This is a genomic window from Dakarella massiliensis (assembly GCF_001182045.1).
Classification (GTDB): Bacteria; Pseudomonadota; Gammaproteobacteria; order Burkholderiales; family Burkholderiaceae_F; genus Mesosutterella; species Mesosutterella massiliensis.
The window spans coordinates 886,636-901,243 of sequence record NZ_CVTY01000007.1; the positions used below are offsets into that span (position 1 = coordinate 886,636).

Annotated in this window: 10 protein-coding genes; 9 read left to right on the forward strand and 1 reads right to left on the reverse strand. The window is 59.4% G+C overall.

The window, feature by feature from the left end:
* Window positions 1-5: 5 nt before the first annotated feature.
* The 7 genes from BN1936_RS10455 (at window position 6) to BN1936_RS10485 (ending at window position 11,699) form a co-directional block, all read left to right on the forward strand.
* Window positions 6-746: a hypothetical protein gene (locus BN1936_RS10455; RefSeq protein ID WP_049687354.1), complete on the forward strand. Its 741-nt coding sequence runs from the start codon at window positions 6-8 to the stop codon at window positions 744-746.
* Window positions 747-932: 186 nt separating this feature from the next.
* Window positions 933-3,767 carry a valine--tRNA ligase gene (locus tag BN1936_RS10460; RefSeq protein WP_049687355.1) on the forward strand — a complete coding sequence of 945 codons (2,835 nt, stop codon included), beginning with the start codon at window positions 933-935 and terminating at the stop codon, window positions 3,765-3,767.
* A gap of 140 nt (window positions 3,768-3,907) precedes the next feature.
* Entirely contained in the window at window positions 3,908-5,221 is a 1,314-nt protein-coding gene (locus BN1936_RS10465) for a TRZ/ATZ family hydrolase (RefSeq protein ID WP_049687356.1), read from the forward strand.
* 151 nt (window positions 5,222-5,372) lie between these two features.
* Window positions 5,373-6,098, forward strand: a complete 726-nt coding sequence (locus BN1936_RS10470) for an OmpA family protein (protein ID WP_049687357.1) — start codon at window positions 5,373-5,375, stop codon at window positions 6,096-6,098.
* Window positions 6,099-6,194: 96 nt separating this feature from the next.
* The gene (locus tag BN1936_RS10475; protein ID WP_148521253.1) at window positions 6,195-6,854 is read left to right on the forward strand and encodes an HAD family hydrolase; all 660 of its coding nucleotides are present in this window, start codon (window positions 6,195-6,197) and stop codon (window positions 6,852-6,854) included.
* A gap of 184 nt (window positions 6,855-7,038) precedes the next feature.
* A complete protein-coding gene (locus BN1936_RS10480) occupies window positions 7,039-7,449 on the forward strand; it encodes a hypothetical protein (RefSeq protein ID WP_022444785.1) in 411 nt (136 codons plus the stop codon).
* A gap of 329 nt (window positions 7,450-7,778) precedes the next feature.
* Window positions 7,779-11,699, forward strand: coding sequence for a DUF748 domain-containing protein (locus BN1936_RS10485; RefSeq protein ID WP_049687360.1), 3,921 nt, complete (start codon window positions 7,779-7,781; stop codon window positions 11,697-11,699).
* An 84-nt stretch (window positions 11,700-11,783) separates the two neighbouring features.
* On the opposite strand, the gene BN1936_RS10490 is transcribed toward BN1936_RS10485, so the two are convergent.
* Window positions 11,784-12,800: a 2Fe-2S iron-sulfur cluster-binding protein gene (locus BN1936_RS10490; RefSeq protein ID WP_022444779.1), complete on the reverse strand. Its 1,017-nt coding sequence runs from the start codon at window positions 12,798-12,800 to the stop codon at window positions 11,784-11,786.
* Window positions 12,801-12,991: 191 nt separating this feature from the next.
* Between BN1936_RS10490 and thiM the strand changes: the two genes are divergently transcribed.
* Together thiM and thiE are read left to right on the forward strand one after the other, a co-directional pair.
* Window positions 12,992-13,804 carry a hydroxyethylthiazole kinase gene (gene thiM / locus BN1936_RS10495; protein WP_049687361.1) on the forward strand — a complete coding sequence of 271 codons (813 nt, stop codon included), beginning with the start codon at window positions 12,992-12,994 and terminating at the stop codon, window positions 13,802-13,804.
* Complete coding sequence (gene thiE / locus BN1936_RS10500) at window positions 13,804-14,457, forward strand: thiamine phosphate synthase (protein WP_049687362.1); 654 nt, start codon at window positions 13,804-13,806, stop codon at window positions 14,455-14,457. The genes thiM and thiE overlap by 1 nt, the downstream gene beginning before the upstream one ends.
* Window positions 14,458-14,608 lie beyond the last annotated feature (151 nt).

Consider the following 14,608-nt stretch of genomic DNA (forward strand, 5'->3'; position numbering starts at 1 on the left):
ACACCATGACGGTTCAAAATTCAAACCCCATCCACACTCCGGTTCTCGCCCATCCTCTGCCGCTCAACTGGGGAAAGCTCAGCAGTCTTTCCGCTCCGATTGATCTGGCCGGAATCTCCGAGCTTTATCAGAGAATCGCTCCCGCCGCTGCCCCGCAGACGGAACCCCCGGCAGCAGCTCCCCGACAAGAAGGTGTCACCATGCAGAATAACGGCTCCCCGGCCCCGTCCTTCAACACTCCGAATTTCGGCAGGACAGAGCCTCAGAGTCCCGCTCCGAGCACCAGTTTCCCGCCCGAAGTCCCGGTTTTTTCGGGTGACGGCGGCTTTGATGAGCTGATGCGCGAGCCCCAGAAGCCGGCGGCTCCCGCTCACCCGGCGGCACAGGCTCCCCGCGAGGAACCCGTGTTCTCGAGACCTCAGAGCGAACCGGCCGCGGAACCCTCGCCCTTCGGCGTGTCGTCCTTCAAGACCCCGTCCTATGTGCCGCCCCATCAGCCGGATCCCGTTCCGGTTCAGGCTGCCTCTCCCCAGCGGGATCCGTCCCAGGAACTGGTTTCCTATCTGCAACCGATACTGGAACGCGCTATTTCGGACCGCCTCAGCACCGTGATCGACGCCGCGGCCCGGTCCGCGGCTGATGCCGCGGCAGACCGTATCCGCTCTGAGGTACTGTCGAAGATTGATCTCATCGTGCGCGACGCGGTCGAGCACGAAACCTCCCGTTTTCTGAGAATGAGAAGGTAACACCTGGCCTCCTGCCGGATGAATGACGGCCGGCTCCCCCGCTTCTCCCGGGAGCCCCGTCTCACTCTCTTCCGCCGGTTCACTCCGGATCGGCCCCGAAACACCACAGTCCCTCTGTTATCTCTGTCTGAAACATGAGAAAATAGCGGGTTACTTTATGTATTCGTATGTCAAGGCTCCTTTGAAATGACTACTCCTCTGATGACAGAGCTCGCCAAGAGCTTCGAACCCGCTTCCATTGAAGCGCACTGGTACCCGGAATGGGAAAAGCGCGGCTACTTCCGCGCCGGACTCGATCAGAACAAACCAAGCTTCTCGATCCAGCTCCCGCCGCCCAACATTACGGGCATCCTGCACATGGGGCATGCGTTCAATCAGACCGTCATGGATTCGCTCACCCGCTATCACCGCATGGCGGGCTACAACACGCTCTGGCTCCCGGGCACCGATCACGCCGGTATTTCGGCTCAGATCGTGGTTGAGCGCCAGCTCGAAAAGCAGGGAATCGATCCCCACTCCCTCACCCGCGAAGAGTTCATGCAGAAAGTGCTCGAGTGGAAGGAATTCTCCGGCGGCACGATTCTGAAGCAGATGCGCCGCCTCGGTGACTCCGTGGATTGGGAGCGCACCTACTTCACGATGGATGAAAAGCTTTCGCGCGTTGTCCGGAAGACCTTCGTCCAGCTGTACCGCGAGGGCCTGATCTACAAGGGCACCCGTCTCGTGAACTGGGATCCGAAGCTGCAGTCCGCGGTGTCTGACGTCGAAGTGGAGCCTGAAGAGGAAGACGGACATCTCTGGGAAATCCGTTACCCGGCAGCCGATGGCGGAAAGGACGTTATCGTCGCGACGACCCGTCCTGAGACGCTGTTCGGCGACGAAGCGATCGCCGTGAACCCGGAGGACGAACGCTACAAGGATCTCGTCGGCCACACGGTTCACCTGCCGCTCTGCGACCGTGAGATTCCGGTTATCGCGGACTCCTACGTGGACTGCGAATTCGGTTCCGGCTGCGTAAAGATCACCCCGGCTCACGACTTCAACGACTTTGAGGTCGGCCGCCGTCACAATCTGCGCTGCATCTCGATTCTCACGAAGGACGCGAAGATCAACGAAAACGCGCCGGCGAAGTATGTCGGCATGGACCGCTACGAAGCCCGCAAGGCCGTGCTGAAGGACCTTGAGGAGCAGGGCCTTCTCGTCGGCACGAAGGCGATCCGCCACATGGTGCCGCGCGTGCCGCGTACCGGTGAAATCGTTGAGCCGATGCTTTCCGAGCAGTGGTACATGGCGATGAGCAAGCCCGCGGGCGAAGGCTCCACCCATCCGGGCAAGAGCCTCGCTGATATCGGTCTTGAAGCGATGGAATCGGGTGATGTGAACATCTTCCCGGAACAGTGGCAGGGCGTTTACCGCCACTGGCTCACGAACATCCAGGACTGGTGCCTCTCGCGTCAGCTCCTCTGGGGCCACCAGATTCCGGCCTGGTACGACGAAGCGGGCAACTGCTATGTCGCTGAGACCGAAGCCGAGGCTCAGAAACAGGCGGGAGAAGGCGTGAAGCTGCGCCAGGACCCCGACGTGCTCGATACCTGGTTCTCGTCCGCCATGGTGCCGTTCTCCACCCTTGGCTGGCCTGCCCCGCAGGGTGACGACAAGATCGCCTACGATCTCTACCTCCCCTCCTCCGTTCTCGTGACCGGCTACGACATCATCTTCTTCTGGGTCGCCCGCATGGTGATGATGACGAAACACTTCACGGGCCGCGTGCCGTTCCATGACGTGTACATGCACGGTCTCGTCCGTGACGCCGAAGGTCACAAGATGAGCAAGAGCGAAGGCAACACGATTGACCCGCTCGACCTGATTCAGGGTATCGATATTGAAGGTCTCATCAAGAAGAACACGATGGGGCTGCGCCGTCCTGAAAAGGCTCCGAAGATCGCCGCGAAGCTCCGCAAGCAGTTCCCTGAAGGCCTCCAGGCCTACGGCGCTGACGCACTCCGCTTCACGATGGCCGCCTACGCGACCCTCGGCCAGAATGTGAACTTCGACACGAAGCGCTGCGAAGGTTACCGGAACTTCTGCAACAAGCTCTGGAACGCCACCCGCTTCGTGCTGATGAACGTTGAAGGCAAGGACTGCGGCTTCCAGGGCGGCGAAATGTCGCTCAACTATATTGATCAGTGGATCATGAGCGAACTCTCGCGCACGATCGAAGCCGTGACGAAGGGCTTTGAGACCTATCGTCTCGACCTCGCCGCGAACGCGATCTACTCCTTCATCTGGGATGAGTTCTGCGACTGGTACCTCGAGGCCGCCAAGGTCCGTCTGAACAACGGCACCGAGGCTGAGCAGCGCGCCACGCGCCACACGCTCGCCTCCGTGCTTGAGGCGACGCTGCGTCTCGCCCACCCGATCATTCCGTTCATCACGGAAGAGCTCTGGCAGAAGGTGTCGCTCATCACCGGCAGCCGCAAGGCTGAGGATGAAGCTTCCATCATGGTCGCTCCGTACCCGAAGGCTGAAGACTTTGCCCGCAGCGACGACGCTGACCGCGCCGTGGCTGTGACGAAGAAGATGATTGAAGCCGTGCGTTCGCTCCGCAGCCAGATGATGCTGCCGCCCTCTCAGAAGGTGCCGCTTGCGATCCAGGGCCCGAAGGAGATCGCGGCCGCTGTCGCTCCGTTCCTGCAGGGTCTTGCCCGTCTTGAGTCTGTGGATCTCGTGGACAACATCGATACGCTGAATCAGGACGCTATCGCTCCGGTCTCAATCGTTGACGACTGGCGCCTGATGCTCGTCGTGAAGATCGATGTGGCAGCTGAGCGCGCCCGACTCGAGAAGGAAATCGAGCGTCTTCAGAACGAAGTCCGCAAGTGCGAGGCAAAGCTCGGCAACGAGCGCTTCGTCTCCAAGGCTCCGGAAGCGATCGTCAATCAGGAGAAGGCACGTCTCGCCGACTTCCTGAAAGCGCTTCAGAACAACACGGAGCAGCTCGCGAAGCTTCCCGCCGCCTGATCGCGGTGAGTGTCTGAGGGCATGATCCTTCAGGCCGACATTCCCGGGTGAGGACTCTCTTCCCCCGGGAATTTTTTTGTCCCCCTTCAATCCGCTATGATTCAGAGCACCGGAAAAATGGATTGCGAGGTAATGACAGCATGCAGGTGAATACTCTTCTGAAGCCGACCTGGATCATCCCGATTGTCCCCGAAGGCGTTGTGCTTACAAAGCACGTGATCGCGATCGCGGATGGAAAGATCGCGGCAATCGTTCCTGAATCCGAAGCCTCTCAGTTTGAGGCGAAGGAAGTCGTGGAGCTGCTTGGCGAAATCGTGATGCCGGGTTTCGTTAACCTGCATTCGCACGCCGCCATGAATCTGCTTCGCGGCGTCGGCCCTGACCTCAGTCTGATGGACTGGCTGCAGAAAAAGGTGTGGCCGCTTGAAGGCCGCCTGATGAGCCCGGAATTCGTGTACGAAGGCAGCCGCCTCGCCGGAGAGGAAATGGTGCAGAGCGGTGTCACCTGCACGAACGACCATTACTTCTTCCCGGTGGACGCCGCGGCGGGGCTTCGCGAGAGCGGCATGAAGTGCGCGGTATCCGCGTTCCTTATCGGTTTCCCCTCCGCCTGGGCGAAAACTGACGACGAATATCTGAAGAAGGCGGGGGAAGTGATTGAGCACTTCCGGGGTGACCCGATGGTGCATGTCACGGTGAGTCCGCATGCGCCTTATACCGTGTCTGACGACGCGATGAAGAAGCTCGCCGCCCTGAGTGAACGGAATAACCTCCCGATCCATATTCATGTGCAGGAAACTGAGAGCGAAGTGAGCGACTCCCTGAAGCAGTATGGGATGCGTCCTATTGAGCGGCTGAAAAAACTCGGAATCGTGAATGAGCGTCTGATCTCAGTTCACTCCGTGCATCTTTCTGACAGCGATATCGATACGCTCGCGAAAGCGGGTTCGAGCGTCTGCCACTGCCCGAGCTCCAACCTCAAGCTGGCAAGCGGTTTTGCGCCTGTTGCTAAAATCATGGATGCCGGAATCAATCTCGGCATCGGCACTGACGGAGTGGCGAGCAACGACAAACTCGATATGCTTGGTGAGACACGTCTCGCCGCCCTCCTCGCCAAAGCTGTTGCCAAAGACCCCACGGCGGCCCCGGTACACAAAATGCTGTACGCTGCGACCATGGGGGGCGCCAAAGCCTTGGGATGGGACCGGGAAATCGGCTCTCTGGAAGCAGGAAAATCCGCCGATCTCTTCAGCTGTCTCCTCGAGGAAATTACCAGTATTCCAGTACTTGAACCTGCGGCTCAGTTGCTTTACAGTGCAGGTAGGGAAAGTATCACCCACGTCTGGATCAACGGTCAGCTTGTTGTAAAAAAACAACAAAAAGCCGAGTCCTTTAGGGGGATGTCCCGTACGAAAGCACTCGACATCGCTCACACGTGGCAGAATAAGTGTTAAGTTGTAGCCTGTGCGGTACACCTTTTTTCATAGAAGGCGCTTATACTTGCACAGCGTGCACGCAGTTATCAGCAGAGGGGGCGAAACCCTGCGTACTGCATTAGATAATGGTCTTCCGTAAGGGAGATCAAAAAAAAGGAAAGAGGAAAAAATGAACACTTCCGCGAAGATTGGTGGCCTGCTTGCTGCCGTCATGCTCGCCGCTTCTGGCTCCGCCATGGCTGCTGAACCGGTCAATCCCTATGTCACCTCCAGCGATGGCAAGGTTGTGATGGATCCGTTCGGCCTTTGCTGGCGCACTGGCTTCTGGACTCCGGCTCTGGCCGAAGCCCTGGGCTACAACGGTGCTGGCTGCCAGTGTGATAAGGAAATCCTGAGCAAGGCCGCCTGCACGGCTCCTGCTGCTGCTCCGGCTCCTGCTGCTGCTCCGGCTCCGGCCCCGGCTCCCACTCCGGCCCCTGTCGCTGTTGCTCCGACCAAGGAGAAGGTGACCCTCTCCGCTGACACCCTGTTCGATTTCGACAAGGCCACGCTGAAGGCCGAAGGCCGCAAGACCCTGGATGATCTCGTCTCCCGTATGGCTGGCGTGGATCTCGAGGTTGTCACCTCCACCGGCTACACCGACCGCATCGGTAAGGACGCTTACAACATGAAGCTGTCCCAGCGCCGTGCTGACGCCGTCAAGACCTACCTGGTCAACAAGGGCGTCAACGCCAACGTCATTACCGCCACCGGTAAGGGCAAGGCTGACCCGGTCGTGAACTGCCCGAATCCTTCCAAGAAGGGAAATATCAAGAACTTCAAGCAGCTGATCAAGTGCCTGCAGCCGAACCGTCGTGCCGTCATCGAAGTGACCGGTACCCGTGTCGCCAAGTAATTGAAAGCTGACTCTTAAGTCTTCGGACTAAAGAGCTGAACCTCGTCCGGTTTCCGGGCGAGGTTTATTTTTTGTGTCTTTTCTGTGAAGCCTGCCGTGTCTCAGAAATCCCTCACCTCTTTCCTCTTTGATATGGACGGAACACTGGTAGATTCCGCCGCGGGGCTTGCCGGAGCCGTGAATGATGTTCGCGCTTCCTTCGGATTTCCTCCTCTCCCTGCCGCGGATTTCCGCGAAGCGGCCTCAGAAGGATCCGCGACTCTCCTTCGCGTCGGTTTCGGTGTGACGCCTGAGAATCCTCGCTACCCGTCGCTCCGGGAATCGTTCTTCACGGCTTACGAGGCACGCTGCCGGAAGCCGACTCTCTTTCCGGGTGTCACGGAGCTCCTTGCCGCGCTCGACCGCAAAGGGCTTGTCTGGGGCATTGTCACCAATAAGCCTCAGGAATTCGCCGAAGCGATTGCCGCTTCCACCCCCGCCATGGCGCGCTGCGCGATCGTCGTCGGCTCCCGCCCCGGCGTTCCTCTGAAGCCGGCCCCTGACGGGATCCTCCGCGCCCTGAAGGACCTCACCCTGAAGCCTGAGCAGACGCTCTACACCGGGGACGACAGACGGGATATCGAGGCCGGCAAAGCGGCCGGCACATCCACCCTTCTCGCCCTCTGGGGTTATCGCCCGAAGGACGCGGACACGTCACTCTGGGATCCGGACTTTACGGCCTCGTCTCCTGAGGACATCATCCGGCTCCTTCCCTGAGTGCGGCTGGAAGACCGTCCCCCAGCCTGCCTCATAAAAAAAGTAACGCATTGATATAATGCCCGTTCCCCTGGAAGCCCCTCCTACAGAGGGGTCGGATGGCGCTCTCCCGCCCCGGCGGCCCCTTCCTGTCTTCTTTCCTTTCTGCCATCGAACGATCGCGGCCTCCGCCGCGGGAAAACTCATGAAACCACAGAATCCCCCAATGACACTCTCCTACAAACTGATCCTTTCCCTTTTCTCGGCCGCTTTTGCCGCATCCCTGATCGCCTGCTTCTTCAGCTTTCCGGCTACGGCCGGCGGCATTGCCGGAGTCGCGGTCTGGCTGCTTTATCTTCTCTACATGGTGATCGCGGTCGCCCGCCAGGCAAATCGCCTGATCATCCGCACGCTGCTCGTTCTGATGACCGCGAACGTGGCGCTGGCATCGGTGCTTCTCATCTATCTCGCGCTCCGTCCCGCCGCCAACCCCTGCCCGCTCGTGCTGGGACCACTCGGCCTCCTCACGCTCGCCGCGGACTTCACCTTCCATATCTGCCTCTATAAATTCTTCAGTTTCCACGAGGCGCTTCGGAACGGCAAACGCGAAATCTGACACGGAAATCATTTCCTCACATATCGTTACTTCGTACGCTATTCAATAGCTTCTGATTTCCGGTTAGCTCTTTAAAAAACCCCTCCTCTGACAGGATGAAGGGCTTTTTTCATGGTGTGATCCAGTGCCTGGATAAGAGCACCAGAAAGACTTTTTGCCTACTAACCCGAACTGACTCTTCACCCTTTATCTCCTTCTATTTCTTTCTTTTCAGCTCTCACAATGGGTTATTTTGGTTTAAATCTATTAGACTGATCTCAGTCATAGTTGGAGAGTTCTGACCCACGCGCTGTCACGAGCCTGCGCGCCGACAGAAAAAGAAGGATCAAATGATGAAGCTCAACCGTCTTTCCAAGGTTGCAATCGGCGTCGCCGCGGCCTGCGGCGTTTATTCTGCGATCGGTTTCTGGGGTGTTCCCGCGGGACTCAAATGGGCGGCTTCTAGTCCGGTGTCCGACATTCTTGGGCGCAAGGTTTCGATCCAGGAAGTGAAGTTCAACCCGTGGACTCTGGAGCTCTCGGCTAAGGGAGTGGAGATGGCGAGGCGTGACGCCTCGGATCAGCCCGTCTCAATCGGAAGTCTCTACACGAATATGGCAGGCTTCTCTTCACTCACACGCTTCGGTGTTGTGCTCGATGAGCTGAAGGTTGATCACGTGAGCGGGCTGCTCTCGATTGATGAAAACGGAAAGACGAATTTCCAGGACATCATCGATAACATCAACCGCCGCTTCCCGCCGACGGAAGAAAAAAGCAAGGAACCCTTCCGCTTCAGCCTCAACAATATTTCTCTCACGAATTCAGACTTCCACATCGTGGTTCCGTCGCATCACGTGGATGAGAAACTGACTGAAATCAATCTCGGTCTTCCCTTCATCGGGTCTATCGGCACCGACCGTGATATCTACGTGAAGCCTGAACTCACGCTGAAAGACAATGGGGCGCCGTTTGAGCTGCATGGCGAATCGCTTCCCTTCAAGAACACGAAGGCGACCCGGGTGCATCTCGCGCTCGACGGCTACGATCTGCCGCACCTCGGTGCCATGCTGCCGCTGGATATGGATGTCACCTCCGGCACTCTGAAACTGAATGCCGACATTACGTTTGCCCAGGGTGTGGATGGAGGAAAGAACACAATCCTCGTCGACTTCACGGGGAACGCGGATGACTTCGCGGCCGCTATGCGGGGATCTGAAGCCAAGACGAACGCGATCGCCTTCAAGAGCCTCAAGATCGATCAGGGATCGGTTGATGTGATCGGCCGCGCGGCAACCGTAAACGGCATCACGCTTGAAAGCCCGACGATCGCGCTTGAGCGGCTCGCAGACGGATCAATCGCCTGGGCGAAGGTAGCGGGAACGTCAGATAAAGCGGAGCCGCCCAAGACGGATGACGCTAAGGCGGATGAAAAGAAGCCTGAGGACACCACGCCCGCTTTCGCCTGGACCGTGAAGAACGCCGCCATCACTGACGGTACGCTCCGATTCATTGACCACGCGGCGCATGACGCCCGGATCGACGCCTCAGCTCTCAATGCCACCGCTGAAAATGTCACGATGATCCCGGGGCAGACCACGAACTTTGATCTCTCAGCAAAGATTCTCGACGGCAGCCTGAAGACGAACGGCAGCCTCGATATCAGCGCTCTGAAGGGAAAGGCCTCTGTTGACGCCCAGAACCTGAATCTCGACCGGATCTCGGGCTACGCGGAACTCGCCGGTCTCACGATCGCGAGCCGGGCAACCGCGAAGGTCGACGCCGAGTATTCGCTGATGGAAGAAAAGCCCTCAGTGAGTGCCGGCGGTACGCTGAATCTGAAGAATTTCGCGCTGACGAAGAAGGGGGAGAGCCCGCTCTCCGTCAAGGCGGCTAACGCCCGGGCTGAGAGCTTCAAGGCGCTCTACGACGGCGATGTATCGCTTGACCTAGGGAAGCTCGCACTCGCGAAGCCCGCAGTAGAACTCCCGAAGAGCTCCTTCAGCGCGGGGTTCGGCGGAATCGACGCGCAGAATTTCTCGCTTGGCTGGAAGGGCAAGACTGAGGCGCTCCGCCTCGGCGCCCGGTCGCTCGCGCTCGCGGCTCCGGAAATTCACGCCGGCAGCTTCTTCGGCAAGGCCGGCCGCCTCTCCGGGAACACGGTAAAGGTTGGCTGGAACGGCAAACAGGATACGGTGACGTTTGACGGCGGCAAGGTCCGCGCGGAGAACACTGACCTCACGGCCGGCAACTTCAAGAGCACCATCACGGATTCGAACGCTGCGAAACTCGCGGTCGACTGGAACGGAAAGAAAGAACTGCTTGGCGTGACCTCTCAGACCACCGGGCTCGCGGGACTCGACTTCAAGGTTGATCCGGTGACAGGCGGCTCCACCGCCGTGAACGCCCAGGCACTGTCACTCAGCGTTGCTACGCGTGAGGACGGCGGCGTCTCCGTCAAAGCGGCGGACGTGAATTCCAAGGGCACCCGGCTTCAGGTTACCGGCGGCACTCCTGTGAAACTCGCGGTCGGCACGCTTGACGTCAAGAAGAGCGCGCTGGATATCAAGAAAGCGCTTGCCTTCACGGGATCCAGCGTTTCCGCGGGTGACATTCAAAGCACGGTCGACCTTCTTAACTTCAATACGGGCCACGCTGATATCAACTCCATCAGCTTCACGCGTGACTCCGACATGAGCCTCAAGGTCGCGAGCGCGAATCTCAGCAAGGCTCAGGTTATTTCGCCTGTGAACGCCGCGAAGGTGTCGACGCTTTCAGACACCGTCTCCGCGTCGAACTTCGACTGGAAGAGCGGCTCGTCCGGCCACGCCAATCTCGCCTCCCTCAATATCAACTCCACCGCCTTTGAAATCTCGGGCGGCAAGTCAAAGTTCGGCCGCGTGGACCGTACGACGGTAACGGGCGTCGAAGCGCCGGCCGCCGGCACCATACGGGTATCCGCGGTTGAAATCGCGAAGCCCCGCATGATGCTCTCGCGTGACGCGAAGGGGAACCTGGATATTGATCCGCTGCTCGGAAAGCGGAAGGCTGCCACTGAAGCGAAGAAAGTGCAGGCTGTGGTAAAGCAAAAGGTGGAGGAAGCGAAGAAAAAGGCCGGCGTTACCGGCTCGCAGCCGATCCGTATCGGTGAATTCCGGATCACGGACGGCGGCTTCTCCTTCGTCGATAATTCGATCAAACCTGCCGGTCAGTTCCGGTTCGCCGATCTCAATACCACAGTGAAACCGGTCGCGATCGGAGGCGAAAACACGCCTTCGTCACTCACGATGACCGGCGTCGTGAATGGGGTTTCCAAGATCAACGTCACGGGCAGCGGCTCGCCTTTCGTAGATAAGGGGAAACTCACCGCCAAGGGAACGATCTCCGCGGTCTCGATGCCGTTCTTCTCGCCCTACACCGTTCACTATGTGTCCTACCCGATTCAGAAGGGCAACCTCACGATCAAATCGGATATCTCGCTGAAGGACAAGACCTACCTCAGCGTCGATAACCACATCCTGATTGAGCAGCTCGCCTGGGGCAACTACATCCCGAACGACACGTCGACCAGCCTCCCTGTGACGCTCGCCACCGCGCTCCTCACAGACGGTCAGGGGAATATCGAATTTGATCTGCCGATCTCGGGCAACCTCGCGGATCCTGAGTTCTCGTTCTCGAGCCTCATTCTCACAGGGCTTGAAAACCTGATCATCAAGGTCGTGGCAGCGCCTGTGAATCTGCTTGCCTCGATCGGAAACCTCGTGCTTGGCGGCTCTTCCTCCAGCGCTGCGGCTTTTGTCCCGTACATGTCCGGCAGCGGCCACATGACGGCTGATCAGCAGAAGAGCACGCTCGCCCAGATCACGAAGGCGCTGAAAGATACCCCCAAGATGAAGGTTGAAATCACGCCGGTGGTCAGTGTGAAGGGGGATGACAACGCGCTCCATCAGAACACGTACCGCGGCCTTCTGAAGATCGTTCAGTCGACGCTTCCTGAAGCTGAACGGAGCCGTGAGAAGGCAGTCGACGCGCTCTATGCCCTCCAGTTCCCCACCGACAAGGCAAGCCATACGCTTGAAGAGAAGGAGGCGAAGCTCTACACCGCTGTGCAGCCTGATGCGAGCAACCTGCATAACCTCGCTGACTGGCGCTCGAGGAATCTCTCGAAAGCACTTGCCGACGCGGGTATCGCGGATAAGCGGATCTTCATCACCGCGCCTGAAATGGATAAGAAGGGGAACCTCGGCGGCGTGAAGATCAAGTTCATCAAGTAACCGGCTTAACAAAAAAGGATCCCCGTGAAGGGGATCCTTCTTCAGTCTGCAGGCCCGGCAGCAGTGCCGGGCCGCTCTTTTTTATCAGAGCGTATCCTTCTTCGACGTGAAGGAGTCGCTGTAGGTGCAGTCCTTATCGAGACCGGCTGCCGTCAGCGCGTTCACGGCATCCGTCACGAGACGCGGCGTACCGCAGATGTAGGCGTCATACTGGGACGCATCCGGATGATCCGCGAGGAACTGATCCTGCACGTGACCCACGCGGCCAGTCCAGCCTTCGGACTCGTCCGGGCGGCTGAGCACCGGGCAGTAGTGGAACCACTCGTGCTCGGCGTCCCACTTGCGGCAGAGCTCATCCATGTAGAGGTCGACCTTATGGCGGCCGCCCCAGTAGAGATAAACCTGGTGAGGCTTGGCGCTCGGGAGCTTGATGAAGTTTTCAATCATCGCCTTCGCCGGAGCGAAGCCCGTGCCCGTCACGAGGATCAGGATATCGTGCGGGGTGCGCTTATGCAGGTGGAAGTCGCCCGCGGGAGCGGCGATTTCAAGCTTCGTGCCAACCTGGATCGGCTCACCCTTGACGCCAAAGAGACGGTCCGTGAAGAGACCGCCCGGGACGTGGCGGATGTGAAGCTCAAGGCCATTCTCAGCCGGCGTATCGCAGGCGATCGAATAGCTGCGGCGTTCCTTGTTTTCCAGAAGAATGTCGACAAACTGTCCGGGGATGAATTCGATCGGCTTGCCGGAATCGGCCTTCAGCACGAGGCGGATCGCATCGGGGGCCACACGGTCCATCGCGGCAACCGTAACGGGGATGTTGCGCACGAGCTTCTTGATCTGCACGGCGATTTCCACGTCACTCGCGGCTTCCGTGCTGCAGGTCAGAATCTTCGGGCCGTGGGACGGCACACCTTCCTTGCTGCCCGGGGCATACGTGATGAAGTCGCCAGAGACAACGTTAGCGGAGCAGGAGCCGCAGAAACCGCTGCGACAGGCGTGAGGGATGTCATAGCCAGCGCGCTCGGCGGCATCCAGAATCCGCTCGCCCTTCTCAGCCGGAAAAGACACATCGGTTCCGGAAATTTTCACCAGAAAAGCCATTCTTTGATTTTCCTTATCGTTTTTCCCGCGGGGGGGGGGCGTTCCCGAAGGAAAGGTATCCATGTAATTCTGAAAAGAATACCAGTACTCCACTGAATCAGCACGGCTTATTCCGGTGACACTATCCCACTTTCGGGGTAAAGTGCGATACACAGTAAATGCTCTTTCCAAAAACTTTTTTCGGAGACGAAATGACGGATTCATCTATTGAGGCGATTTCCCCAAAGGCAGTGGCGGCGGCCCTCTCGCGGGTCCGCACCCAGAGACCGCTCGTGCAGTGCATCACAAATGACGTCGTACAGGAAATCACGGCCAATGTGCTTCTGGCAGCCGGAATGTCCCCGGCCATGGTGCCGGCTCCGGAAGAAGCCGCGGCCTTCGCTCAGTTCGCTGCGGACGCTCTACTCTGCAATGTCGGAACACCTTCTGAAGAAAACAGCCGGGGCATGAAGCTCGCCGCGGCGACGATGTCTGAAGCCGGAAAGCCCTGGACACTCGACCCCGTGGGAGCGGGCGGCACCGCCTGGAGAGACGATCTGATTTCCGATCTGATTGACCTCAGGCCCACCGTGATCCGGGGAAATGGTTCTGAAATTCTTGCCTGCGCCGGGTTTGCCCATCAGTACAAGGGCGTCGACTCACTCGACTCCAGCCGCTCGGCGCTCGACGCCGCCAAGGCGCTTGCCCAAAGGTCAGGCGGCATCGTCTGCGTGTCAGGCGAAACGGACTACGCGACTGACGGTACCCGCGTGCTCGCGGCGGTGGGCGGCAACGTCATGGCGACGCTCGTGGTGGGCACCGGATGCTCGCTCTCCGCTCTGACCGCGGGTTTCGCCGCGAAGGCGGAGGATCCGCTCGTCGCCACCATCGCCTGCTGTCAGTTCGTGAAACGGGCCGCGGAAATCGCGGGGAAAGCCTCCCGGGGCCCGGGTTCCTTCCACGACGCTTACCTCGACGCGCTCTACACTCTGCAGCCCGAAAACTTTCTTGAAGAGGCCGTCTGATGGCGCTCCCTGATCTGTCGCTTTACCTGGTGCTCGACCCCGTACTCTGCGGAGGCGCGGACGGCATGGTGTCCACCGCGGTCGCTGCTGCCCAGGGAGGGGCCGGCATTATCCAGCTCCGGGCTCCGGACTGGAAGAAGCGGGAGCTCGCGGCCTGCGGACGAGCTCTGATCCGCGCCCTTGCGCCCTACGGCGTGCCGCTCGTCGTAGATGATCAGGTGGATGTCGCGATGGCAATCGGCGCGGCCGGCGCTCATGTCGGGCAGAAGGACCTCCCGGCAGAAGACGCGCGGCGCCTCATGGGACCGGAAGCGATCATCGGGCTCTCGGTCTCAAACGCGGCGGAGCTTGAGGCAAGCCGCAGCCTCGCCGCGGCCGGCGTGGTCGACTATCTCGGTATCGGTCCGATCGAAAGCACCTCCACGAAACCAGACGCGGCCGCGCCTCTCGGGCTCCCGGGGTTTGCTGCGCTCGCTGCCGTGAAACCCTGCCCGGTTGTCGCGATCGGCTCCGTGAAGATCCATAACTCCGCGGCTCTCGCCGCGGCCGGAGCGGACGGCATCGCTGTCGTTTCGGCAATCTGCGGCACCGCGGATCCCCGCGCCGCGTCAGAAGCGCTTCTCGCGGCTTTCCGTTCAGGATTGAAAAAATAACCTTAGGTGTCAGGAAGGGCCCCGTTTCCCTGAATTGATTCCGCCGCCAAAAGAAGGCGGAGCCGCGGGGCAATCCTGATAAAATCGAGCTGCTGACCATACGGTCTGAGGCTCACGCCCGGACCGTACGGAACCTTATTTCTTTTGAGGC

What these genes read in the sequence shown, in the direction of transcription:
- BN1936_RS10470 (WP_049687357.1), top strand. Translation starts at nt 5,373, where the DNA reads ATGAACACTTCCGCGAAGATTGGTGGCCTGCTTGCTGCCGTCATGCTC.
- thiE (WP_049687362.1), top strand. Translation starts at nt 13,804, where the DNA reads ATGGCGCTCCCTGATCTGTCGCTTTACCTGGTGCTCGACCCCGTACTC.
- BN1936_RS10460 (WP_049687355.1), top strand. Translation starts at nt 933, where the DNA reads ATGACTACTCCTCTGATGACAGAGCTCGCCAAGAGCTTCGAACCCGCT.
- BN1936_RS10490 (WP_022444779.1), bottom strand. Translation starts at nt 12,800, where the DNA reads ATGGCTTTTCTGGTGAAAATTTCCGGAACCGATGTGTCTTTTCCGGCT.
- BN1936_RS10455 (WP_049687354.1), top strand. Translation starts at nt 6, where the DNA reads ATGACGGTTCAAAATTCAAACCCCATCCACACTCCGGTTCTCGCCCAT.
- BN1936_RS10485 (WP_049687360.1), top strand. Translation starts at nt 7,779, where the DNA reads ATGATGAAGCTCAACCGTCTTTCCAAGGTTGCAATCGGCGTCGCCGCG.
- BN1936_RS10480 (WP_022444785.1), top strand. Translation starts at nt 7,039, where the DNA reads ATGAAACCACAGAATCCCCCAATGACACTCTCCTACAAACTGATCCTT.
- BN1936_RS10465 (WP_049687356.1), top strand. Translation starts at nt 3,908, where the DNA reads ATGCAGGTGAATACTCTTCTGAAGCCGACCTGGATCATCCCGATTGTC.
- thiM (WP_049687361.1), top strand. Translation starts at nt 12,992, where the DNA reads ATGACGGATTCATCTATTGAGGCGATTTCCCCAAAGGCAGTGGCGGCG.